At 59.3% G+C, this 23,282-nt stretch carries 18 protein-coding genes; 10 read left to right on the top strand and 8 right to left on the bottom strand.

The window, feature by feature from the left end; genetic code table 11:
* The first annotated feature begins 28 nt into the window (after nt 1–28).
* The 3 genes from topA (at nt 29) to P3G59_RS19685 (ending at nt 3,667) form a co-directional block, all read left to right on the top strand.
* The gene (gene topA, locus P3G59_RS19695) at nt 29–2,659 is read left to right on the top strand and encodes a type I DNA topoisomerase (protein WP_277758624.1); all 2,631 of its coding nucleotides are present in this window, start codon (nt 29–31) and stop codon (nt 2,657–2,659) included.
* 143 nt (nt 2,660–2,802) lie between these two features.
* Nucleotides 2,803–3,327 carry a DUF6586 family protein gene (locus P3G59_RS19690; RefSeq protein WP_277758623.1) on the top strand — a complete coding sequence of 175 codons (525 nt, stop codon included), beginning with the start codon at nt 2,803–2,805 and terminating at the stop codon, nt 3,325–3,327.
* 106 nt (nt 3,328–3,433) lie between these two features.
* Nucleotides 3,434–3,667 carry a hypothetical protein gene (locus tag P3G59_RS19685; RefSeq protein ID WP_119427030.1) on the top strand — a complete coding sequence of 78 codons (234 nt, stop codon included), beginning with the start codon at nt 3,434–3,436 and terminating at the stop codon, nt 3,665–3,667.
* A gap of 94 nt (nt 3,668–3,761) precedes the next feature.
* Here P3G59_RS19685 and sulA read toward each other — a convergent pair whose 3' ends face one another.
* Entirely contained in the window at nt 3,762–4,235 is a 474-nt protein-coding gene (gene sulA, locus P3G59_RS19680; RefSeq protein WP_007910472.1) for an SOS-induced cell division inhibitor SulA, read from the bottom strand.
* Nucleotides 4,236–4,245: 10 nt separating this feature from the next.
* The gene (lexA, locus tag P3G59_RS19675; protein ID WP_003226590.1) at nt 4,246–4,854 is read right to left on the bottom strand and encodes a transcriptional repressor LexA; all 609 of its coding nucleotides are present in this window, start codon (nt 4,852–4,854) and stop codon (nt 4,246–4,248) included.
* Between the two features lie 229 nt (nt 4,855–5,083).
* On the opposite strand from lexA, the gene P3G59_RS19670 reads away from it, so the two are divergent.
* The 3 genes from P3G59_RS19670 to P3G59_RS19660 all read left to right on the top strand — a co-directional run bounded on the left by P3G59_RS19670 (nt 5,084) and on the right by P3G59_RS19660 (nt 7,710).
* The gene (locus P3G59_RS19670) at nt 5,084–5,791 is read left to right on the top strand and encodes a TetR/AcrR family transcriptional regulator (RefSeq protein ID WP_007910473.1); all 708 of its coding nucleotides are present in this window, start codon (nt 5,084–5,086) and stop codon (nt 5,789–5,791) included.
* Nucleotides 5,792–5,949: 158 nt separating this feature from the next.
* Nucleotides 5,950–6,960, top strand: a complete 1,011-nt coding sequence (gene nagZ, locus P3G59_RS19665) for a beta-N-acetylhexosaminidase (RefSeq protein WP_277758620.1) — start codon at nt 5,950–5,952, stop codon at nt 6,958–6,960.
* A gap of 12 nt (nt 6,961–6,972) precedes the next feature.
* Entirely contained in the window at nt 6,973–7,710 is a 738-nt protein-coding gene (locus P3G59_RS19660) for an S-methyl-5'-thioinosine phosphorylase (protein WP_277758619.1), read from the top strand.
* 126 nt (nt 7,711–7,836) lie between these two features.
* Here P3G59_RS19660 and P3G59_RS19655 read toward each other — a convergent pair whose 3' ends face one another.
* The 3 genes from P3G59_RS19655 to mfd are packed head-to-tail and all read right to left on the bottom strand — an operon-like array spanning nt 7,837 to nt 14,565.
* Nucleotides 7,837–10,527: a DEAD/DEAH box helicase gene (locus P3G59_RS19655; RefSeq protein ID WP_277758618.1), complete on the bottom strand. Its 2,691-nt coding sequence runs from the start codon at nt 10,525–10,527 to the stop codon at nt 7,837–7,839.
* An 11-nt stretch (nt 10,528–10,538) separates the two neighbouring features.
* Nucleotides 10,539–11,105, bottom strand: coding sequence for a CsiV family protein (locus P3G59_RS19650; RefSeq protein ID WP_277758617.1), 567 nt, complete (start codon nt 11,103–11,105; stop codon nt 10,539–10,541).
* 10 nt (nt 11,106–11,115) lie between these two features.
* A complete protein-coding gene (gene mfd, locus P3G59_RS19645; protein WP_277758616.1) occupies nt 11,116–14,565 on the bottom strand; it encodes a transcription-repair coupling factor in 3,450 nt (1,149 codons plus the stop codon).
* 354 nt (nt 14,566–14,919) lie between these two features.
* On the opposite strand from mfd, the gene P3G59_RS19640 reads away from it, so the two are divergent.
* Nucleotides 14,920–16,383: a glyceraldehyde-3-phosphate dehydrogenase gene (locus P3G59_RS19640; RefSeq protein ID WP_007910488.1), complete on the top strand. Its 1,464-nt coding sequence runs from the start codon at nt 14,920–14,922 to the stop codon at nt 16,381–16,383.
* Between the two features lie 170 nt (nt 16,384–16,553).
* Here P3G59_RS19640 and P3G59_RS19635 read toward each other — a convergent pair whose 3' ends face one another.
* On the bottom strand, nt 16,554–17,855 hold the full coding sequence (locus P3G59_RS19635) for an MFS transporter (protein ID WP_277758615.1): 1,302 nt from the start codon (nt 17,853–17,855) through the stop codon (nt 16,554–16,556).
* A 105-nt stretch (nt 17,856–17,960) separates the two neighbouring features.
* On the opposite strand from P3G59_RS19635, the gene P3G59_RS19630 reads away from it, so the two are divergent.
* A complete protein-coding gene (locus P3G59_RS19630) occupies nt 17,961–18,977 on the top strand; it encodes an FAD:protein FMN transferase (protein ID WP_277758614.1) in 1,017 nt (338 codons plus the stop codon).
* Between the two features lie 197 nt (nt 18,978–19,174).
* Entirely contained in the window at nt 19,175–20,569 is a 1,395-nt protein-coding gene (gene sthA, locus P3G59_RS19625) for a Si-specific NAD(P)(+) transhydrogenase (RefSeq protein ID WP_064117858.1), read from the top strand.
* Nucleotides 20,570–20,611: 42 nt separating this feature from the next.
* Here sthA and P3G59_RS19620 read toward each other — a convergent pair whose 3' ends face one another.
* Together P3G59_RS19620 and P3G59_RS19615 are read right to left on the bottom strand one after the other, a co-directional pair.
* Nucleotides 20,612–21,334: a glycerophosphodiester phosphodiesterase gene (locus P3G59_RS19620; protein ID WP_007910500.1), complete on the bottom strand. Its 723-nt coding sequence runs from the start codon at nt 21,332–21,334 to the stop codon at nt 20,612–20,614.
* A gap of 14 nt (nt 21,335–21,348) precedes the next feature.
* Nucleotides 21,349–21,930, bottom strand: coding sequence for a PilZ domain-containing protein (locus P3G59_RS19615; protein WP_034156427.1), 582 nt, complete (start codon nt 21,928–21,930; stop codon nt 21,349–21,351).
* Nucleotides 21,931–22,024: 94 nt separating this feature from the next.
* Here P3G59_RS19615 and P3G59_RS19610 point away from each other — a divergent pair, with 94 nt between their 5' ends.
* Entirely contained in the window at nt 22,025–23,275 is a 1,251-nt protein-coding gene (locus P3G59_RS19610) for a lipoprotein-releasing ABC transporter permease subunit (RefSeq protein WP_277758613.1), read from the top strand.
* Nucleotides 23,276–23,282: the final 7 nt, after the last annotated feature.

The following is a 23,282-nucleotide window of genomic DNA, read 5'->3' as shown; positions in this document are numbered from 1 at the left end:
CTTCTAGAATTCAGGAATTTTCTGATCCATGGGCAAATCGCTGGTCATTGTGGAATCCCCGGCTAAGGCCAAGACCATCAACAAGTATCTGGGTAACCAATACGTGGTGAAGTCGAGTATCGGCCATATCCGAGACCTGCCCACCAGCGGTTCGGCTAGCGCCAGCAAAGAGCCAGCCGCCAAGCGCGGCAAGGCTGCTGCGGGCGAAGGTCCGGTGCTCTCGCCGAAAGAGAAAGCGCGCAAGCAGCTGGTCTCGCGTATGGGTGTCGATCCCGATCATGGCTGGAAAGCCAAGTACGAGATCCTTCCAGGTAAAGAGAAGGTCATCGAAGAGCTGCGCCGGCTCGCCAAAGATGCTGACACCATCTATCTCGCAACCGACTTGGATCGCGAGGGGGAAGCCATTGCCTGGCACCTGCGCGAAGCCATCGGTGGTGATGACAGCCGCTACAAGCGCGTGGTGTTCAACGAAATTACCAAGAAGGCGATTCAGGAAGCCTTCTCGGAACCGGGCGAGCTGGACATCGATCGTGTCAACGCTCAACAGGCCCGTCGTTTCCTCGACCGCGTTGTGGGTTACATGGTTTCGCCGCTGCTGTGGGCGAAAATCGCCCGTGGCCTGTCTGCCGGTCGTGTGCAGTCGGTTGCCGTGAAACTGGTGGTCGAGCGTGAGCGTGAAATCCGTGCGTTCAACCCGGAAGAGTACTGGGAAGTGCATGCCGATCTCGGCACCACCAAAGGCTCGACCGTGCGTTTCGAAGTGGCTCGCGAGAAAGGCGAGGCCTTCAAGCCGCTCAACGAAGCCCAGGCCATGGCCGCGCTGGAAAAGCTCAAGTCTTCCAGCTACAGCATCGTTAAGCGCGAAGACAAGCCGACCAGCAGCAAGCCTTCGGCGCCATTCATCACCTCGACACTGCAACAGGCTGCGAGTAACCGCCTGGGCTTCGGCGTGAAGAAAACCATGATGATGGCCCAGCGTCTCTACGAAGCCGGCTACATCACTTACATGCGTACCGACTCGACCAACCTCTCGGCTGATGCCGTGGCGATGGCGCGTACTTATATCGAAGACGAGTTCGGCAAGAAGTACCTGCCGGAAACGCCGAACGTCTACAGCAGCAAGGAAGGCGCACAAGAGGCTCACGAAGCGATTCGTCCGTCCGACGCCAACACCATTCCGAGCAAGCTTGCAGGCATGGAGCGTGACGCTGAGCGTCTCTACGAGCTGATCTGGCGTCAGTTCCTCGCTTGCCAGATGCTACCGGCGCAATATCTGTCGACCACCGTCAGCGTTGGTGCTGGCGATTTCGAGCTGCGTGCCAAGGGCCGTATTCTCAAGTTCGACGGTTACACCCGCGTTATGCCGCAAATTGCCAAGCCAGGCGATGACGACGTTCTGCCTGATATGGCGCAGGGCGATGTGATGAAGCTGATCAAGCTCGATCCGTCCCAGCACTTTACCAAGCCGCCAGCGCGTTATTCGGAAGCCAGCCTGGTGAAAGAAATGGAAAAACGTGGCATCGGTCGTCCTTCGACTTATGCCGCGATCATTTCGACCATTCAGGATCGCGGCTACGTGACCCTGCATAACCGTCGTTTCTATTCGGAAAAGATGGGCGACATCGTTACCGAGCGACTGTCGGAAAGCTTCTCCAACCTCATGGACTACGGTTTCACCGCCGGCATGGAAGAGAACCTCGACGATGTGGCGCAGGGCGAACGCGACTGGAAAAGCGTGCTGGACGAGTTCTACGGCGATTTCAAAAAGAAACTTGAAGTAGCCGAAAACCCGGACAGCGGCATGCGCGCCAACCAGCCGGTCATGACCGACATTCCGTGCACGACCTGTGGCCGCCCGATGCAGATCCGTACTGCGTCGACCGGCGTGTTCCTCGGTTGCTCGGGCTACAGCCTGCCGCCGAAAGAACGCTGCAAGGCCACCGTCAACCTGGTGCCGGGCGACGAAATCGCTGCGGACGACGAGGGCGAGTCGGAATCGCTGGTTCTGCGCGGCAAGCATCGCTGCCCGATCTGCAGCACGGCGATGGACGCTTATCTGCTCGACGAGAAGCGCAAGCTGCACATCTGCGGTAACAACCCGGATTGTGCTGGCTACGAAATCGAAGAGGGCAGCTATCGCATCAAGGGCTACGAAGGTCCGAGCCTGGAATGTGACAAGTGCGGCAGCGAGATGCAACTCAAGACTGGCCGTTTCGGCAAGTTCTTCGGTTGCACCAACCCGACCTGCAAGAACACCCGCAAACTGTTGAAGAGCGGTGACGCGGCGCCGCCGAAGATGGATCCGGTGAAGATGCCTGAGCTGAAATGCGAAAAGGTCAACGACACCTACATCCTGCGCGACGGTGCGTCTGGTCTGTTCCTGGCGGCCAGTCAGTTTCCGAAAAACCGCGAGACCCGTGCTCCGCTGGTGATCGAGATTCTGCCGCACAAGGACGAGATTGATCCGAAGTATCACTTCCTGTGCGAAGCCCCGCAGAAAGACCCTGATGGTCTGCCAGCGGTGATTCGTTATAGTCGCAAGACCAAGGAGCAATACGTGCAGACCGAAGTCGACGGCAAGCCTACTGGCTGGAAGGCTTACTACGACGGTGGCAAGTGGACGGTTGAAGACAAGCGTACGAAGGCCAAAGCTGAATAAGCATTAGCCTGATATTGAAAGGCCGCATGAGAACCCTTGGGTTTTCATGCGGCCTTTTTGTTTTGTGCTTGCGGTGGGATCGGCTGATCCACGACACTGTCCGGCCTGTGTGAAGCAATTATTTCGTTGTGGAGAGCGCCGTCATGGCTCACGAACTCTATACCCGTACCAATCAGAAGATCTATTTCGCTGGCCTTTCGCTCGAAGCCCTGGCTCGCGCTGAAGAGGGGCGGGCGATGAATTCTCTGGCGTTGATTCAGGCCGGGCGTGAATCGGCGCTGTTTCACCTGTACGGCGCCTTGCTGGGTCTTTGCCATGAGATCGCGGGTTTCTATCGTCTGCCGCAGGCCAGTGCGCCACGGGCCGAGATGCTGCTGACGCGTGAAGTGCTGGAGTCGATTGCGATTCCCGAACTGGCCGAAATGGTTGAGTTGGCGGGCAACTCTGAAACCTGGCTGGCAAAACTGCTGGCTGCGCATTCGGCGCTGTTCCAGCCGCCACGGGTGCCACACAAACCGAAAGGTGATGTGACGCAGCCGTTGATTCAGGCGATTAATCTGGATGAAGAAGAAGCGCCAGAGGAGTTGAGTCGAGAGGAACTGGAGAGCTGGCGGCAGAACTTGAAAGGTCTGGCGATACGTTTCCGCGAAGGCTTGAACGAGTGCTGAAGGCGATTGACACGGTGGCAATCTGAAACATGCTGCTGGTCAAGATCCCGAGCGAAGCCTGAATGATGTCTATATAATCCCTGCCTTTCGTGGAGAACAGACCTATATGCCAACGTCCTTTCTAGAAATTGTCGAGTTACCCGACGGCCGAATCGAACTGCGCAGGGCTGAGGACGAGGGTTCTTTGGTGACGCTGGATTTCTCCGAGGATGCCAAGGCGTTCCTGCAAGGTCAGCATGTGGAAATCGCCAAGGCGATGTTAAGCGTTGGCGTTCAGATGGCCGGCCGTATGGTCGAAGGCGAATTTGATAAGGAAGAGGGCGCGCGGGTTCTTCATTGATCCCCGTCTTTTTTCTTTTTGATGTAACCGCTTCAGATCGGCTTCTCTGTCCCTGGAGAAGCCCTGCGCTTCACACAGCGCGTGCTGCCAGCAATCAACCCAAGCGAATGTTTAGACTCTGAGCGTCGCCCGTGCGTGCAGCGCTGATCAGTTGTTGCCGCGAGTGGGTGTTTAGCGGGTTGAGCCAGGTGACCACGGTGTGACTGCGACCCAGCTTCAGAGCTTCGCACGCCAGTTGCTGAGCGCTTTGAGCGCCCCTTGGTTGCAACAGCAGAATGCGTTCGCGATTCAGCCCGGCATCCCGCAGCCATGTCTGGGTCAGGCTGGCAGGTGGCGCGATCAGCGTCAGCCAGCGCGCGTCCTGATCTTCACTGAGTTCGCGCAGGATCGGGGCGAGCAGGTTCAGGCAGTTCCCGGCAGCACCACGCAGTGACAGCTCACTGAATACTTCGGGTTCGGCATTCCAAGGGCGTTCGACCACGTCTTTCAGGATCGGCGCCATCGGTTGCGCCAGAAACGCTTCGAATAAAGGCAGTTGTGTTTGCTGAGGGGTGTGTGGGAACTGCATAAAGCCTCCTTTAGCGGCGAATGACGCCGACACTCAAGCCTTCGATCACCAGTTCCTGATCTTTCAGGTCGACTTCGATAGGGGCGAACTCAGGGTTTTCGGCAATCAGCCAGACCTTGCTGCCTTCACGCTTGAAGCGTTTGACCGTCACTTCATCGCCGATGCGGGCGACGACGACTTGGCCGTTACGTGCTTCTCGGGTTGTGTGTACGGCGAGGAGGTCACCATCGAAAATGCCGATGTCCTTCATGCTCATGCCGTGTACACGCAACAGATAGTCAGCGCGTGGATGAAAGAAGGCCGGATTGATGTTGCAGGATTCTTCGATGTGCTGCTGGGCGAGGATTGGCGCGCCGGCAGCGACCCGGCCAATGATGGGCAGGGTAGAGTCATCGGCCTTGGCTTCGAAGCCGGGAATGCGAATACCGCGAGAAGCGCCGGGAGTCATCTCGATGGCGCCTTTTCGGGCCAGTGCCTTAAGGTGTTCTTCAGCCGCGTTCGGCGACTTGAAACCCAGCTCCTGAGCGATTTCCGCGCGGGTTGGCGGGTAGCCATTGTCTTCGAGGCAGCGTTTGATAAAGGCCAGAATCTCGGCTTGGCGTGGCGTCAGCTTTAGCATATTGATCGCTCTGTCTTTTTATACAGTGACTGGGATTATATACAGTGAAGCGCCCTTGGCAATGCCCGTTTTTTCCCACGCCGCCGGACGGTCGGCTTTCGTGCTTATTAACGCACCGGGCTTGTGTGGTTAAATAGCTGACCGACCATTCCCAAAACGAACAGGCGGGCTTGACAAGGCACAGGCTGAAACGTATGTTTCAAACAAGTGTTTGTCAGGCGGAGTAGCCATGGCCCAGTCGGAAACCGTTGAACGCATTCTTGATGCTGCCGAGCAGTTGTTCGCGGAGAAAGGTTTCGCTGAAACCTCATTGCGTTTGATCACCAGCAAGGCAGGCGTCAACCTGGCAGCGGTGAACTATCACTTTGGCTCGAAAAAAGCGCTGATTCAGGCGGTTTTTTCGCGCTTTCTCGGGCCGTTCTGCATCAGCCTCGACAAAGAGCTGGAGCGCCGTCAGGCCAAGCCCGAAAACAAGCCTACGCTCGAAGAACTACTGGAAATCCTCGTCGAGCAGGCCCTCGTGGTTCAACCACGCAGCGGCAACGATCTGTCGATTTTCATGCGCTTGCTCGGCCTCGCGTTCAGCCAGAGCCAGGGCCACTTGCGCCGTTATCTGGAAGACATGTACGGCAAGGTGTTTCGTCGCTACATGCTGCTGGTCAATGAGGCCGCACCTCGCATTCCGCCGATCGAACTGTTCTGGCGCGTGCACTTCATGCTCGGCGCCGCGGCGTTCAGCATGTCCGGGATCAAGGCCTTGCGCGCGATCGCCGAGACCGATTTCGGCGTCAACACCTCGATCGAGCAAGTGATGCGCCTGATGGTGCCGTTCCTCGCTGCGGGCATGCGCGCCGAAACCGGCGTCACTGATGCCGCGATGGCCACCGCGCAATTGCGTCCGCGCAGCAAATCTACGCCGGTCGCCGCCAAGGTTTAACCGCGCACGGGTGGGCGCGGCAGCTTGTATCCGCTAAGCTAGCCGCCCATGCCGACTCTCGTTCTGAACCCGATCCCCATGGAAATTGCCGACCTGCCGAGCATTGCTCACGGTAGTGATTTGCTGCGGATCGGGTTTTTCGTTTTCAAGGAATCTCTATGACTGCTGGCCTGCAAGGCTCGTTGATGGTGGACGTCGCCGGTACCTGGCTGACGGCCGAAGATCGCCAATTGTTGCGTCAGCCCGAAGTGGGTGGCCTGATCATTTTTGCCCGCAACATCGAGCATCCGCGCCAAGTGCGTGAACTCAGCGCCTCGATTCGCGCAATTCGTCCGGATCTGCTGCTGGCGGTGGATCAAGAGGGTGGCCGCGTGCAGCGCCTGCGTCAGGGCTTCGTGCGTCTGCCGGCCATGCGCGCGATCGCCGACAACCCGAATGCTGAATACCTCGCCGAGCAATGTGGCTGGATCATGGCCACCGAAGTGCTGGCGGTCGGACTCGACCTGAGTTTCGCCCCGGTGCTCGATCTGGATTACCAGCGCAGCGCCGTGGTCGGCACCCGTTCGTTCGAAGGCGATTCCGAGCGCGCCGCGCTGCTCGCCGGCGCATTTATTCGCGGCATGAACAGCGCTGGCATGGCCGCTACCGGCAAGCACTTCCCCGGTCATGGCTGGGCCGAAGCCGATTCCCACGTGGCGATTCCGAATGATGAGCGCAGCCTCGACGAGATCCGCGCCAACGACCTCGTGCCGTTCGCCAGGCTGAGCAAACAACTGGCCGCGATCATGCCGGCGCACGTCATCTATCCGCAGGTGGATTCGCAGCCGGCCGGTTTCTCCCGACGCTGGTTGCAGGACATTCTGCGCGGCGAGTTGCAGTTCGACGGCGTGATCTTCAGCGATGACCTGTCGATGGCCGGTGCCCACGTGGTCGGCGACGCCGCCAGTCGCATCGAGGCCGCACTGACTGCCGGCTGCGACATGGGCCTGGTGTGCAACGACCGCGCCGCTGCCGAACTGGCCCTGAGCGCCGCACAACGCATGAAGGTCAAGCCATCGGCCCGAATCGCCCGTATGCGCGGTCAGGCCTTCGCCAGCACCGATTACCGCCAGGATCCGCGCTGGCTCACCGCCATCGGCGCGCTCAAAGACGCTCAACTGATCGATTAAGGATTTTTCGCTATGACGGTTTACGCAATCATCGGCGGCACCGGCTTGACCCAGCTCGAAGGCCTGACCATTCGCCAATCGCTGGCAGTGGACACGCCCTATGGCGCGCCATCGGCCGACGTGCAGATTGGCGAATACGCCGGCAAGGAAGTGCTGTTCCTCGCCCGTCACGGCCACCCGCATCGCTTCCCGCCGCACAAGGTCAACTACCGCGCCAACCTGTGGGCGCTGAAGCAGGCCGGCGCCGAAGCGATCATCGCGGTGAACGCCGTGGGCGGGATTCATCCGGCCATGGGCACCGGGCACTTCTGCGTACCGCATCAAATCGTCGACTACACCAGTGGTCGCGAGCACACCTATTTCGCTGATGATCTGGAGCACGTCACCCACATCGACTTCAGCTTTCCGTACAGCGAGCCATTGCGTCAGCAACTGATTGCTGCAGTGGCTGCCGAAGGCTGTGAGTACAGCGATCAGGGCGTTTATGCCTGCACCCAGGGTCCACGTCTGGAAACGGTTGCCGAGATCGTGCGTCTGGAACGCGATGGCTGTGACATCGTCGGCATGACCGGCATGCCGGAAGCGGCACTGGCGCGTGAGCTGGATCTGGATTACGCCTGTCTGGCGCTGGTGGTGAACCCGGCGGCGGGCAAGACCACGGAAGTGATCACCATGGCCGAGATCGAGCAGGCGTTGCATGACGGGATGGGCAAGGTGAAGTCGGCGTTGGCGCGGGTCCTCAAGGGCTGAGTCCGATCTGAAACCGAGTCGACTCAATCGCGAGCAGGCTCACTCCTACATTGGATCTGTGGCAACCACAAATTCATTGTAGGAGTGAGCCTGCTCGCGATAGCTTTCTAACTGACGCCGAAGATTTCAGCGTTTGTCTGACTTATCCGGCAACGGCGCAAACAACGCCTCAATATCATCGCTCTGCAACTTCCAGTCCCCGGCCTTGCGCCCATCCAGCACACCTGCCGCCAATTCGGACTTTTCCTTCTGCAGGTGCTGAATTTTCTCCTCCACCGTGCCCCGGGCAATCATCTTGTAAACGAACACCGGTTTCTCCTGACCGATTCGATACGCTCGGTCAGTCGCCTGATTTTCGGTCGCCGGGTTCCACCACGGGTCGTAGTGAATCACCGTGTCCGCCTCCGTCAGGTTCAAGCCAACACCGCCAGCCTTCAGGCTGATCAGAAAGATCTGACGCTTTCCGTTCTGGAATTCCTTCACCGGCGTACGTCGATCGCGGGTTTGGCCGGTCAACAGCGCGTAGGAAACGTTACGTTTTTTCAGCTCGTCTTCGATCAATGACAGCATCGAGGTGAATTGCGAGAACAGCAGAATCCGCCGACCTTCCTCGAACAACTCCTCAAGCATTTCCATCAAGCTGTCGAGCTTGCCGGAGGTGCTGCCGCGAGCGGGCAGGGTGGCATCGTTGACCAGGCGCAGATCGCAGCAGACCTGTCGCAACTTGAGCAGCGCCTCAAGAATGATGATCTGGCTGCGCGCCACGCCTTTGCGAGTGATCTCGTCGCGGACTTTCTTGTCCATCGCCAGGCGCATGGTTTCGTACACATCGCGCTGCGCTTCGTTGAGATCGACCCAGTGGATGATTTCAGTCTTTGGCGGCAACTCGGTGGCAACCTGCTCCTTGGTACGGCGCAACAGAAACGGTTTTATCCGACCGTTCAGGTGTTGAAGTCTGACTTCACTGCCGCGCTTTTCAATCGGTACCCGGTAATCGGCGTTGAAACTTTTCACGTCGCCAAGCCAGCCCGGCAGCAGGAAGTGAAACAGTGACCACAACTCGCCCAGGTGGTTTTCCAGCGGCGTACCACTCAAGCACAAGCGCTGATGTGCATTCAGCTCGCGCGCGGCTTGAGCGGCTTTGCTGTTCGGATTTTTGATGTACTGCGCTTCATCCAGCACCAACACGTGCAGCGGCTGCTTGGCCAGACGTTCGACGTCCTTGGGCAGCAGCGCATAGGTGGTGAGGATCAGATCGAAGTCACTCAGGTTGTCAAAATGCTTCTTGCGAGTGGCGCCGTACAGCGCGACTACTTTCAGTTGCGGGGTGAAGTGTGCCGCCTCATCCAGCCAGTTCGGAATCAGGCTGGTCGGCATCACCACCATGCACGGTCGATCGAGACGCCCGGCGTTTTTCTCGCTCAGAATATGCGCCAGGGTCTGTAGGGTTTTGCCCAAACCCATGTCGTCCGCGAGAATCCCGCCGACTTCCAGTTGTCGCAGCGATTGCATCCAGCTCAAGCCTTCAAGCTGATACGGGCGCAGCGTCGCATTCAAGCCTTCCGGCGCTTCAACACTGAAATCACGAATGTCGCGCAGGCGTTGAGCGAACGTGCGGATCTGCTCGCCGCCCTCCCACAGCAGCGGGAGGCCTTCCAGAGAGTTGAGTCGTGTTGCGTCGGCCTTGCTCAGGCGCAGGGTGGTTTCGCCGGGCTCCTGCAAATAGAACTCGCCGAGCGTCATCAGCACAGGTTTCAACCGGCCTAGCGGCAACGCCACCTGCAGTGGCCCGTGCTCAAGGTTGCGTTGCGGGATGTTGACCAGAATCAGCTCGTCATCGCGGCGCCGCGCAAGGCGTTCGGGATTGAGAATCTCCGCATGCGAGCGCATCAGATTGAGCAGAATCGGCAGCAGGCTCAGGCGCTCACCATTGACGATGATCCCCAGCTCCAGATCGAACCAGTCACGTTCCGGCACCTGCTCGACCGTGGCGTACCAGTCATCCACAGCGGTCAGGTCAAAGCCGAACTCTTCATCAATCTGCAATTCCCAGCCTTGGGTGCGCAGCTTTGGCAAATCATTGAGGGTGAACGTCAGCCAGGCGCTGTCGTTGACCATCTCGTACAGTTCGCCCGCGCTCTCCGGCAGCGCTTTGCTTTGCCGCGTGGCGATACGAAAGCCGAGGATTCTTAACTGTTCGCGGTAGGACTGTTCGACTTCCGGGTGGCGTTTTATCCGCAGCGTCTGGGTTTCCTGGCGGATCAGGATGTCGCTGTTCTTCTGCCCGCTGACGTATTCGTCCAGATAGCTGAACGACAGCGCCGCGCGGTGCTGAATATAACGCTGCATCTTGCCGTTGCGGGGTTCGAAAGCGCTGAACTCGACACTGGCCAGCCATAGGCGTGGCATCGGCTGCACGTTGTCGACCAGTACTTGCGGCGGCGCTTTCGGGCCGCGGTTTTCCAGTACGGCTTGCAGTTTTTCCAGCAGTTCGGCGTCTTTGGCTGCAGCGGGGTAATCGAGGGTTTCCTGCACTTTCAGCAGTACCGCTGCGCAGTGTTTGCAGTTGCTGCGAACCGGGCAGGTGCACCCGGCATCGACCAGCAGCAGAGTGCCTTTGGCTGACTCGCGAAGATGAATCGTCTGACGGTAAACGTTACCGCCAGAGCCTTCGCAGCTGGCGGTGATCGTTGCATCGCCGACCTGGGCGATGCGTACCCGGTTTTCCAGGGCGTAGCGACGGCCACGCTCCAGGCTCTGTTCCTTGAATCGGCTGACCCATGAGGGCGCCAACGGCTTACTCAGCGGCGGGTTCATAAGGACTTCGATCAGTCCGGAATCGCTTCAGGTGCTTCCCGTGGCGCAGGTGCGGTCAGGGAAGTGATCTTGATCAGCAGGGCCAGATGGCCGTTGTCGAGGTAGTTGAGTTGGCCATTTTTGGTGTGGCTGTCCTGTTTCAGGCGCTCGCTGGCGGTGACCATGCCATTGGTGTCGATCTGGTTGACCCAGAAATCGGCCGCTACGTCGGTAAAGCGCCCGAGTTTCATCTCCAGCGTGCCCTCGATCGGGTACTGGCCGTACTGTTCCTGGCCGTCGCTGACCGCGACTTTCGCTGGCGCTTCACCAAGGGTTTGCTGCCAGGCCTTGTGCATCAGCACGCTGTACTCGCCGCTGGCGGTGAGTTTGGTAACCACGTCATTCAGCGCAGGCGTACGTTTGCTGTCATCGCCCAGGCGCTGGGCGCCAGCGGCCCAGTCTTCCGGCGCGGCACGGCTGACGATGGCCGGCACGGCGTTCTGCCGGACCAGAATCATTTCGACCTGATACAGGTCATCGGCAAACGCCATCGGAGCTACGAAGGTGAGTAGCAAAGTCAGTGAGCGAAACAGGCGCATGCGGCGTCCTTCAAACAGATTTCGGGAGGAGGCGCTCAAACAGCGCCTCTACAGTATTAAAGCGCTCTTCCGGGCGTTCCATCGGCACCTGGAACTTGAACATCGTCGCGCCTTCGAATTTGTAGCGTTTTGGCTGGCTCTGGATCAGTTTGATCAGCGTCATCGGGTCAACCGGCGTTTGCGCGGCGAACTCGATACGCCCACCTTGCGGCCCGCCATCGACCTTCTTGATACCCAATTGCTCGGCCTGCAACTTCAACGCCGTGATGCGCACCAGATTCTTCGTCGGTTCCGGCAGCAGGCCGAAGCGGTCGATCATCTCGACTTGCAAATCCTTCAGGCCTTCCTCATCGGTCGCTGAAGCAATGCGCTTGTACAGAATCAGGCGCGCGTGAACGTCCGGCAGATAGTCTTCCGGAATCAGCGCCGGCACGCGCAGGTTAACTTCCGGGCCACCGCCGAGCGGTTGATCGAGGTTCGGTTGCTCGCCCTTGCGGATCGATTTCACCGCGCGTTCGAGCATCTCCATGTACAGCGTGAAGCCGACGGCTTGAATCTGCCCGCTCTGGCCATCGCCGAGCAGTTCGCCGGCGCCACGGATTTCCAGGTCGTTGGTGGCGAGCACGAAACCGGCACCGAGGTCCTGGGTATTGGCAATCGCTTCCAGACGTTTTTCCGCGTCCGAAGTGATTTGCTGGCGCGGCGGCGTCAGCAAGTAGGCGTAAGCCTGGTGGTGACTACGGCCGACACGACCACGCAACTGGTGCAGTTGCGCCAGGCCGAATTTGTCGGCGCGCTCGATGATGATGGTGTTGGCGCTCGGCACGTCGATGCCGGTCTCGATGATGGTCGAGGCGATCAGCACGTTGAAGCGCTTGTGATAGAAGTCGCTCATCACCTGTTCGAGTTCGCGCTCGCGCATCTGTCCATGACCGATGCCGATGCGTGCTTCCGGCACCAGCTCGGCGAGGTCGGCGGCGCACTTCTCGATGGTTTTCACATCGTTGTGCAAGTAGTAAACCTGGCCGCCACGCAACAGTTCACGGAGCAGGGCCTCTTTGACCGTGCTCTTGTTCTGCTCCATGACGAAGGTGCGCACGGACAAGCGACGCGCCGGCGGCGTGGCGATGATCGACAGATCGCGCATGCCCGACACTGCCATGTTCAGCGTGCGCGGAATCGGCGTGGCGGTCAGGGTCAGAATGTCGACTTCGCTGCGCAGGGCCTTGAGTTGTTCTTTCTGACGCACACCGAAACGGTGTTCTTCGTCGATGATCACCAGCCCGAGGTTTTTGATTTTCACGTCGTCGGACAGCAGTTTGTGCGTGCCGATGACGATGTCGATCTTGCCTTCCGCCAGGTCGGCGATCGCCGCGTTTACTTCCTTGGCCGACTTGAAGCGGCTCATCACTTCCACGGTCACCGGCCAATCGGCGAAGCGGTCGCGGAAGCTGTTGTAGTGCTGCTGGGCGAGCAGGGTGGTCGGCACCAGAATTGCCACTTGGCGACCGCCGTGCACGGCGATGAACGCCGCACGCATGGCCACTTCGGTCTTGCCGAAGCCAACGTCGCCGCAGACCAGTCGATCCATCGGTTTCGGCGCGAGCATGTCTTCGCGTACGGCCTCGATGGTCGATTGCTGATCCGGGGTTTCTTCGAACGGGAAACCGGCGCTGAACGTTGCGTAATCGGCTTTCGGGTCGGCGAACGCATAACCTTCGCGAGCGGCGCGACGGGCATAGATGTCGAGCAGTTCGGCGGCGACGTCACGCACCTGTTCGGCGGCTTTGCGCTTGGCCTTCTGCCAGGTCTCGGAGCCGAGTCGGTGCAGCGGGGCCAGCGCATCGTCGCTTCCGGTGTAGCGCGCAATCAAATGCAGGTTGGCTACCGGCACGTACAGCTTGGCGTTCTCGGCGTATTCGAGAGTAAGGAATTCGGCCGCCTGATTGTCGATTTCCAGAATCGTCAGGCCCAGATAACGCCCGACACCGTGATCGATGTGCACCACTGGCGCGCCTTCACGCAGCTCGGTGAGGTTTTTGATGACGGCATCGTTGTTGCCGTCGGCACGCTTCTCGCGGCGGCGACGCTGCATCACGCGTTGGCCGAACAGCGGGCTTTCCGCGACCAGGGCCAGCGCCGGATCGTCGAGCATCAGGCCTTCGTCGAGCGGGGCAATGGTGATCGCCAGGCGATCCTTGCTCGCGACGAAGTCCGGCCAGCTGTCGACGGTTTTCGGCCGCAGCTTCAGGCGCTCAAGCAGCTCCAGCAGCACTTCGCGACGGCCGGCGGATTCGGCGGTGAACAGCACGCGACCGGGGAATTCGTCGAGGAAACCGGCCAGGGCTGCCAGCGGTTGCGTGGCTTTGGCTTCGATCGCCAGGTTCGGCAAGGCTTGCGCGGGGAAGCGCTCGCGACCAGCGCCGGTCTCGACGTCTTGCTGACTGGCGACCACACGCGGCCAGCTCTTCAGGCGGGCGAAGCAGTCTTCCACCGGCAGGAACAATTCCGCGGGTGGCAATAAAGGCCGCGATGGATCGACGCGGCGCTCTTCATAGCGATTGCGCACATCGTTCCAGAAATTCTCTGCCGCTTGCTCGATGCCCGGCAGGGAGAACACTTGCGTGTCCTGCGGCAGGTAATCGAACAGGGTCGAGGTTTCGTCGAAGAACAGCGGCAGGTAGTACTCGATGCCGGCCGGGGTAATCCCGCTGCTCAGATCCTGAAAGATCGGGCAGCGCCGGAAGTCGACGTCGAAGCGCTCACGGAAGCGCGCCTTGAAGCGGGTGACCGCGTCTTTCTGCAGCGGAAACTCACGGGCCGGCAGCAGCTTGACCGACTCGACCTTGTCGATGGAGCGCTGGTTTTCCGGATCGAAGGTGCGCAGGGTTTCGATTTCGTCATCGAACAGGTCAATGCGATAGGGCAGTTTGCTGCCCATCGGGAACAGGTCGATCAGTGCGCCGCGTACGGTGAATTCACCGTGTTCATAAACCGTATCGACGTAGCGATAGCCGCTGGCTTCGAGCCGCGCACGCATTTGTTCGACATCGAGCTTCTGCCCGACATCCAGCACCAGGCTGCTGCCGAGCAGGAATTTGGTCGGCGCCAACCGGTGCAACGCCGTGGTGATCGGCACCACCAGCACGCCATGCACCAGTTCCGGCAACCTATACAGGCTGGCAATGCGCTGGGAAATGATGTCCTGGTGCGGCGAGAACAGGTCGTAGGGCAGGGTTTCCCAGTCGGGGAAATGCAGTACGGGCAAATCCGGGGCGAAGAAACTCAGCTCCTGTTCCAGTCGTTCAGCGCTCTGGCTGTCGGCGGTCAGTAGCAGGGTGAAGCGCTTGGCAGCGCTGGCAGCCTCGGCAATCGCCAGGCTGAGGGCAGCACCGGGCAAATTGCCCCAATGCTGTTTACCTGCCTCGGCAGGGAGTTGCGGTAGACGCAGAACGGGCACGGAAGGTTGAGCTCCAGGCTTTGCGACAAAGTCGGTAATTGTAGCGGCGTCCGGTGTCGCCTGTCAGTTGCAGACTGTGTCTATCTTCGCTGTTTTGGCGAAATGTAGTGGTAACCATAAAAAGCAGGGGTTTTTTAGCGATTATGTAGTGCCGAAATTGGCTCGTGTTACGGAGGGTTACAGACATCGTCTAACACTCGACGAAAAATTGACAGCGCTGGAAGCCGCGTATTTACTGGGCTGGCGCGAGGTGTGATTTTTTTGAAAGGAATTTTGTTACCGATTACGCGACAAGCGCGCATTGCTGAATGAGGTTGTGGGCGGCATAATGTAGCCCCTTTTTTCTGCCCCTACATGTGGAAGGTTACCGTGACTCAGAAGCCCGACCAGTGTCTTGGTGAATGGATCGACCGTGAAGCACTCGCAGAAGCGATGATTCCGCTTATCGGTCAGCTCTACCGCAATAACAACGTGGTGAGCTCGATCTATGGCCGCAGCCTGATCAACCAGTCTGTCATCGCGATTCTCAAAGCTCACCGCTTTGCGCGCCACCGTTCTTCCGACGACAGCGAACTCTCCGTCCACGAAACATTCCCACTGCTCAAAGCCATGAGCGAGCTCAAGCTCGGCGCGGCTTCGGTAGATCTGGGCAAGTTGGCGTTCAAATTCCGCAACGAAGGCAACGGCCGCAGCGCCGAGCAGTTCGTTCGTGAAGAAATGGCTGACGTGGTTGGCCAGCAAAACGCTTCCGCACGTAAAGGCACTGACGTTGTGCTGTACGGCTTCGGTCGTATCGGCCGTCTGCTGGCGCGCATCCTGATCGAGAAAACCGGTGGTGGCGACGGTCTGCGTCTGCGTGCCATCGTCGTGCGCAAAGGCGCCGACAACGACCTGACCAAGCGCGCCAGCCTGCTGCGTCGCGATTCGGTACACGGTTCGTTCAACGGCACCATTACCATCGACGAAGAAAACAACACCATCACCGCCAACGGTAACCTGATCCAGGTGATCTACGCGAAGAACCCGACCGAGGTGGATTACACCCAGTACGGCATCAAAGACGCGCTGCTGGTGGACAACACCGGTGTATGGCGTGACGCTGATGGCCTGGGCCAGCACTTGCAATGCCCGGGTATCGATCGTGTTGTTCTGACCGCGCCTGGCAAAGGCAAGCTGAAGAACATCGTTCACGGTATCAACCACGGTGAAATCACTGCTGATGACAAGATCGTGTCCGCCGCTTCCTGCACCACCAACGCCATCGTGCCGGTGCTGAAAGCTGTGAATGACAAGTTCGGCATCATCAACGGTCACGTTGAAACCGTTCACTCGTACACCAACGACCAGAACCTGATCGACAACTTCCACAAGGGCGATCGCCGTGGTCGTAGCGCCGCGCTGAACATGGTCATCACCGAGACCGGTGCCGCTACCGCTGCTGCCAAGGCCCTGCCTGAGCTGGCCGGCAAGCTGACCGGTAACGCGATCCGTGTTCCGACGCCGAACGTGTCGATGGCCATTCTCAACCTCAACCTTGAGAAAGCCGCCACCCGTGAAGAAATGAACGAGTACCTGCGCTACATGGCGCTGCACTCCGATCTGCACAAGCAAATCGACTTCGTTAATTCGCAGGAAGTGGTTTCGACTGACTTCGTTGGCTCGCGCCACGCCGGTGTGGTCGACGCTGAAGCGACCATCGTTCAGGACAACCGCGTTGTTCTGTACGTCTGGTATGACAACGAGTTCGGTTACAGCTGCCAGGTTATCCGCGTGATGGAAGACATGGCTGGTGTAAATCCGCCAGCGTTTCCGCGCTAAGCGATAGCGGCACATGAAAACGCCCCGACCTAGGTCGGGGCGTTTTTGTTTGTGTACGTTTTAGAGCTGTGTTGTCAGTGCTGACCCCTTCGCGAGCAAGCTCGCTCCCACACTGGATCTGTGTCGCTCAGAAAATCCCCTGTGGCAGCGAGCTTGCTCGCGAAGGCGATTTACCGGGCGCCGCCGGGTACGGCCGCTTGTGCGGTGCGCAGTTCATGCTTGTTGCCACGGAACAACACCAGCGTCGCAATCAACCCCAACACCGCCGCGCCACTGAGCCAGATCCCCGGCGCAGCCTTGTTATCCAACACATGAATCAGATACGTACACGCCGCTGGCGTAAACCCGCCGAACGTCGCTGTCGCCAGGCTGTAAGCCAGCGAGAACCCGGTCGTACGCACTTCCACCGGCATGATCTCGGTCAGCGCCACGACCATCGCGCCGTTGTACGAGCCGTACAGGAACGACAGCCACAACTCGACGATCAGCAAATGGCTGAAGCTCGGGTTCGCCACCAGCCACGACAGGGCAGGGTAGGCGGTCAGAATCGCCAGAATCGTCGCCGCGAGCAGCAGTGGTTTACGTCCGATCTTGTCAGACACTGAACCCATCACCGGCAACCAGAAAAAGTTAGACAGGCCGATGCACACTGTAACCAGCAATGCGTCGAAGTCCGACAGGTGCAGTTCAGCCTTGCCGAATGTCGGGGTGTACGCGGTGATCAGGTAGAAAGACACCGTGGTCATCACCACCAGCGCCATGCCTGCGATGACAATGCCAAAGTTCTGACCGATCGAGCGGACGATTTCCCGCAGGGTCGGGCGATGTTTCCGCGCCTGGAATTCCGGGGTTTCCTCCAGTGAGCGACGAATGACGAAGATCACCGGCACAATCATGCAGCCGATCAGGAAAGGCACGCGCCAGCCCCAGTCACCCATCTGCTCCGGGCTCAGCCAATGGTTGAGGCCGACGCCGAGCAACCCGGCGAAGACCACTGCCGCTTGCTGGCTCGCAGATTGCCAACTGACAAAGAAACCCTTGCGGCCCGGTGTGGCAATCTCTGCCAGATAGACCGATACGCCGCCCAGTTCCACGCCAGCCGAGAAGCCTTGCAACAAGCGCCCGAACAGCACGATCAATGGCGCAGCGACGCCAAGGGTCGCGTAGCCCGGAACGCAGGCAATCAGCACCGTGCCGGCAGCCATTAACGCGAGGGTGATGATCAAGCCTTGGCGGCGGCCATGACGGTCGATGTAGGCGCCGAGGAAAATCGCCCCGAGCGGACGCATCAGGAAACCGGCACCAAATGTAGCCAGTGACAGCATCAGCGAAGCGAAGGCGCTGTCGGCGGGGAAGAAGGTCTTGGCGATGGCCGTGGCGTAAAAGCCGTAGACCATGAAGTCGAACATTTCGAGAAAGTTGCCGCTGACAACGCGAAAAATCGCTTTGCCTTTGCCCGTGGTGGTGGACATGTTCAGTTACTCATTATTGGATTTTATAAACGCATTGCATCCGTTGGGAGCGAGCGGGCCCTTTAATCCATAATGGCCGTCGCGGTTTTGCAGGGAGATGAATAATTGTTCACTGGACGGTTACTTGCGGTTGTGATTTTGGCTGGGGCGTTGGCAGGCTGCGCCAATGGCGATGCCATGGAAAGCTTCGGCGGGCCGACCATGGGCAGCACCTATTCGATCAAATACGTGCGTCATGCCGGCCTGGCGGATTCCGCGCAAGTTCGCCGGGAAGTGGAAGGCATCCTCGGTGAGGTCGACCGACAACTGTCCACTTATCGCCAGGATTCGGACATTGAGCGCTTCAACGCCTTGCCGGCCAATAGCTGTCAGACAATGCCCGCGCCAGTGCTTGAACTGGTCCGCACAGGCGAACAGCTCTCAGCGCAAAGCGAAGGCTCCTACGACCTCACTGTCGAACCGCTGATGAATCTGTGGGGTTTCGGCCCACAAGGCCGCGAAGAGAAAGTCCCTGACGCCGCGGCGCTGGCCGAGGTGATGCAGCGTGTTGGCCATCAGCATTTGCATATAAATGGCGACCAATTGTGCAAAGACGCCGCCGTCGAAGTCGACTTCAACAGCATCGCCGCCGGTTATGCCGTCGATACCATTGCGGGCAGGCTCGATGCCATGGGTATTCATGATTATCTGGCCGAGGCCACGGGTGAGCTCAAGGCCAAAGGCAAAAAACTCGACGGTTCACCCTGGCGTATTGCCCTGGAGGAGCCTCGCGACGATCAGCAGGTCGCCGAGCGCATCATCAATGTCGACGGCTACGGCGTTTCCACCTCCGGCGATTACCGCAACTATTTCCTGCAGGACGGCCGGCGCTATTCCCACACGTTCGATGCGCGCACCGGTGCGCCGGTCCTACACGATCTGGCGTCAGTCACGGTCATTCATCCTTCAGCGTTGATGGCCGATGGCCTATCGACGCTGTTGCTGATTCTCGGCCCTGAAAGGGCGTGGGACTATGCCGAAAAACATGACATTGGTGCATTCTTTGTGATTCGTGCCGATACAGGTTTTGTCGTCCGCACCAACAAGGCTTTCGAACGTCTCAGTGGCGAAAAAACTGACTGAGAACAATACGAAAGCTGGCGTTGTAGTGCAGGCAAAAGTAGCCTACGACGCGACCAAGGGTTAATGTGCGCGGCGTTGACGCTTCTATAGACTGTGTCCGGGTTCTTGATTGACCCCCAATTGTTCCTTCGCGCCGCCGTTCGGCGTGATTTAGCCGCAGGTGCTGCTGGCACCGCGGCCTGTTCTGAGGAGTACGCATGGCTGTCTACAACTACGACGTGGTGGTGCTGGGTTCCGGCCCGGCGGGAGAAGGCGCGGCAATGAACGCTGCCAAAGCAGGGCGCAAGGTCGCGATGGTCGACAGCCGTCGCCAGGTCGGCGGCAACTGCACCCACCTCGGCACCATCCCGTCCAAGGCACTGCGTCACTCGGTGCGGCAGATCATGCAGTTCAACACTAACCCCATGTTCCGGGCGATCGGCGAGCCACGCTGGTTTTCCTTCCCGGACGTGTTGAAAAGCGCCGAGAAAGTCATTTCCAAACAAGTCGCTTCGCGTACCGGCTACTACGCCCGTAACCGCGTCGACGTGTTCTTTGGCACCGGCAGCTTCGCCGACGAGCAAACCATCGAAGTGGTCTGCGCCAACGGTGTGGTCGAGAAACTGGTGGCCAAGCACATCATTATTGCCACCGGTTCGCGTCCTTATCGCCCGGCGGACATCGATTTCCACCACCCGCGCATCTACGATAGCGACACCATCCTCAGCCTCGGCCACACCCCGCGCAAACTGATCGTTTACGGCGCCGGCGTGATCGGTTGCGAATACGCGTCGATCTTCAGTGGTCTGGGTGTGCTGGTTGAACTGGTCGATAACCGTGGTCAGTTGCTGAGCTTCCTCGACTCGGAAATCTCCCAGGCGTTGAGCTATCACTTCAGCAACAACAACATCACCGTGCGCCACAACGAAGATTACGATCGCGTTGAAGGCGTCGACAACGGCGTGATCCTGCACCTCAAGTCCGGCAAGAAGATCAAGGCCGACGCCTTGCTCTGGTGCAACGGCCGTACCGGTAACACTGACCAGTTGGGTCTGGAAAACATCGGCGTCAAGGTCAACAGCCGTGGCCAGATCGAGGTCGACGAGGCTTACCGCACTTGCGTGCCGAACATCTACGGTGCCGGTGACGTGATCGGCTGGCCGAGCCTGGCCAGTGCTGCTCACGACCAGGGTCGTTCGGCGGCCGGCAGCATTGTCGATAACGGTAGCTGGCGCTTTGTGAATGACGTGCCGACCGGCATCTACACCATTCCGGAGATCAGCTCGATCGGCAAGAACGAGCAGGAGCTGACTCAGGCCAAGGTGCCTTACGAAGTCGGCAAGGCGTTCTTCAAAAGCATGGCGCGAGCGCAGATCGCCGGCGAGCCGCAAGGCATGCTGAAGATCCTGTTCCACCGTGAAACCCTGGAAGTGCTCGGCGTTCACTGCTTCGGTTATCAGGCGTCGGAGATCGTGCACATCGGTCAGGCGATCATGAGCCAGCCGGGCGAACTGAACACCCTGAAGTACTTCGTCAACACGACGTTCAACTACCCGACCATGGCCGAAGCCTATCGGGTAGCGGCGTACGACGGCCTCAACCGGCTTTTTTGACGGGCTCCGGCCGGTGGCCTGAGCCGGCCGGGGAGACCGATTTCAGCAATTCTCGAGGGTGGCAGTGGCCAAACCGGGAAAGTCTGTAATCAGGCTGTCAACGCCGAAGTCGGCGAGTCTGCGCATCAGTGCAGGCTCGTTGACGGTCCACACCGACACATGCAGCCCCTGACGCTGAGCCTTCTGCAGGCGTTCCGGCGTACACAGCGTCCAGTTCAAAGCCAGAATCTCACAGCCATAGCTGGCCGCTACCTTCAACGGGTCGAGCCAGGCGTATTCGGCCACCAGTCCGCGTGACACGTCCGGCACCAGATCCAGCGCCGCTTTCAGCACTTCCCGCGAACTCGAGGTGATCGTCACCTTGTCGAGCAGGCCATGGCGCTGAGCCATTTCACGAATCGCCAGCACGGTGGTTGCCGCGCGAGTACGCGAAGCGCTTTTGACTTCCAGTTGCCAGTGCTCGAAATCGCATTTTTCGAACAGCTCTTCCAGCGTCGGAATCGGGCAGGGTTTGATCCAGCCCGGGCCACCCTTGCGCGCGTCGTAAGTGACCAGTTCGGCGGCCGTGTGTTCGACGACCTTGCCGCGCCGTTCCGTGGTGCGTTTGAGGGTCGGGTCGTGAATGACCATCAACTCGCCGTCCTTGGACAGGTGCAGATCGAGTTCGCAGCGGCGCACGCCGTGCTTGAGACATTCCTGGAAACTGCTCAGGGTGTTTTCCGGTGCTTCGCCCTTGGCGCCGCGGTGGCCGTAGATGAGGGTCACGGTTCTTCCTTAAATTAAATGCCTGATTCGTTCTGTTCGCGGGCCAGACGTCGTTCCTGGGCCTGCTTCTGCAAGATGTAGCGGGCGAGCAACTGGCGTTGGGCGTCGGTCAAGTGTTCGAACTCGGTGCCGACGTCATAACCCTCGCCCTTGCGGTCGCAATGGGTGACGCGGGCGCGCAGCAACAGGCCCAGCGCTTGCGGCATCAGCACCAGTTTCACCGACAGGTGTGCGCCGGTGGCAATCGGTGTCGGGTGCTGAAAGTCGATTCCGCCTTCGGAGATGATCACCGGTTGCGGCTCGCCGATATGGCCGAGCACGGTCAGGGCGACCACCTGGCTGAGCAGGTCGATGCGTTTGTTCTGGGATTTCAGGAACGCGGCGATGGCCCGGTCGCGCTCGCTGATCTGGCGCAGCAGGTGCTGCGACTCGAATTCGCTCAGGTGCAGTTCACTGAGCAGGTTGAACAATGGGGAAGCATCCTGCAACACTTCCTGGCCTGCGGCTTCGGGAGCGGACAGGGGCCGAATTTCCAGTGCGATCGTGTCCTCGATACGGTAGTATTCGCGGCGATCTTCTTCATCTAATGTCGACATGGCGAACCCATGGTAGCGGCGGTGGTCTGAGTGTAAAGCTGGTTATCGACCCCCGCCACAAGGACGTTCCTTTTCCCTCCGAACAAGCCCCGACATGTTCAGACCTCTCTTCGTATTTATCGGCACGCGTTATACCCGTGCAAAGCGTCGCAATCATTTTGTGTCATTCATTTCCCTGACTTCGATGATCGGGCTCGCCCTTGGCGTGGTCGTGATGATCGTCGTGCTGTCGGTGATGAATGGCTTCGATCATGAGATGCGCACCCGCGTGCTGGGCATGGTGCCCCACGCGACCATTGAATCCACTGAACCGATCAACGATTGGCAAAGCCTGGCCACCAAGGTCAAGCAGAACCCACAGGTGACGGCGGTTGCGCCGTTCACCCAGATGCAGGGCCTGCTGACGAATAACGGTCAGGTGTCCAAGGTGTTGCTCAACGCCATCGACCCTGCGCTGGAGCGCAATGTGTCGATCATCGACAACTTCATGCAGCAGGGCAAACTCGACGATCTGACGCCGGGCAGCTTCGGCATCGTCATCGGCGACAAGGCCGCGACCAAGCTCGGCGTCGGCATCGGTGACAAGGTCACCTTCGTCGCGCCGGAGGTCAGCGTGACCCCGGCCGGGATGTTCCCGCGCATGAAGCGCTTCACCGTGGTCGGCATTTTTCATGTCGGCGCCGGCGAGCTCGACGGCTATCTGGGCGTCACCAACCTGCAGGATCTGGCGAAGATGCACCGCTGGAAACCGGATCAGGTGCAGGGCATCCGCTTGAAATTCGACGATCTGTTCCAGGCACCGCGCGTGGCATGGAACATCGCCCAGCAGCTTGGCGAAGACCATTACTACGCCCGCGACTGGACACGAACCCACGGCAATCTGTATCAGGCGATCCGCATGGAAAAAGCCATGATCGGTCTGCTGTTGCTGCTGATTGTCGCCGTGGCGGCGTTCAACATCATTTCCACGCTGGTGATGGTGGTCAACGACAAGAAGGGCGACATCGCCATTCTGCGCACGTTGGGCGCGACGCCGGGCACGATCATGCGCACGTTCATGGTGCAAGGCACGGTGATCGGTGTGGTCGGCACGGCGATTGGTGCGGTGGTCGGTATTTTCGCTGCGCTCAACGTCAGCGCGGCGATCTCGGCACTGGAAGGCCTGATCGGCCACAAATTCCTTAATGCTGACGTGTATTTCATTGATTATCTTCCGTCGCAGGTGCAGAGCCAGGATGTGGTCATGGTCTGCGCGGCGGCGTTGGTTCTGAGTTTCCTCGCCACCCTGTATCCCGCCTGGCGTGCCGCGCGCACCCAGCCGGCGGAGGCGCTACGTTATGAGTGAGTCGGGC

The sequence above is a fragment of the Pseudomonas sp. A34-9 genome (assembly GCF_029543085.1).
In the GTDB taxonomy this organism is placed as follows: domain Bacteria; phylum Pseudomonadota; class Gammaproteobacteria; order Pseudomonadales; family Pseudomonadaceae; genus Aquipseudomonas.
This window is presented reverse-complemented; position numbering and strand designations above follow the sequence as displayed.

Bases quoted from the DNA above. Each gene is read 5' to 3' on its own strand.
- sulA (WP_007910472.1), bottom strand. From the start codon at position 4,235: ATGCAGTTCCCACACACCCCTCAGCAAACACAACTGCCTTTATTCGAA.
- P3G59_RS19655 (WP_277758618.1), bottom strand. From the start codon at position 10,527: ATGAACCCGCCGCTGAGTAAGCCGTTGGCGCCCTCATGGGTCAGCCGA.
- P3G59_RS19660 (WP_277758619.1), top strand. From the start codon at position 6,973: ATGACGGTTTACGCAATCATCGGCGGCACCGGCTTGACCCAGCTCGAA.
- P3G59_RS19670 (WP_007910473.1), top strand. From the start codon at position 5,084: ATGGCCCAGTCGGAAACCGTTGAACGCATTCTTGATGCTGCCGAGCAG.
- P3G59_RS19650 (WP_277758617.1), bottom strand. From the start codon at position 11,105: ATGCGCCTGTTTCGCTCACTGACTTTGCTACTCACCTTCGTAGCTCCG.
- P3G59_RS19610 (WP_277758613.1), top strand. From the start codon at position 22,025: ATGTTCAGACCTCTCTTCGTATTTATCGGCACGCGTTATACCCGTGCA.
- P3G59_RS19615 (WP_034156427.1), bottom strand. From the start codon at position 21,930: ATGTCGACATTAGATGAAGAAGATCGCCGCGAATACTACCGTATCGAG.
- P3G59_RS19640 (WP_007910488.1), top strand. From the start codon at position 14,920: ATGTGGAAGGTTACCGTGACTCAGAAGCCCGACCAGTGTCTTGGTGAA.
- P3G59_RS19635 (WP_277758615.1), bottom strand. From the start codon at position 17,855: ATGTCCACCACCACGGGCAAAGGCAAAGCGATTTTTCGCGTTGTCAGC.
- sthA (WP_064117858.1), top strand. From the start codon at position 19,175: ATGGCTGTCTACAACTACGACGTGGTGGTGCTGGGTTCCGGCCCGGCG.
- lexA (WP_003226590.1), bottom strand. From the start codon at position 4,854: ATGCTAAAGCTGACGCCACGCCAAGCCGAGATTCTGGCCTTTATCAAA.
- topA (WP_277758624.1), top strand. From the start codon at position 29: ATGGGCAAATCGCTGGTCATTGTGGAATCCCCGGCTAAGGCCAAGACC.
- nagZ (WP_277758620.1), top strand. From the start codon at position 5,950: ATGACTGCTGGCCTGCAAGGCTCGTTGATGGTGGACGTCGCCGGTACC.
- P3G59_RS19685 (WP_119427030.1), top strand. From the start codon at position 3,434: ATGCCAACGTCCTTTCTAGAAATTGTCGAGTTACCCGACGGCCGAATC.
- P3G59_RS19690 (WP_277758623.1), top strand. From the start codon at position 2,803: ATGGCTCACGAACTCTATACCCGTACCAATCAGAAGATCTATTTCGCT.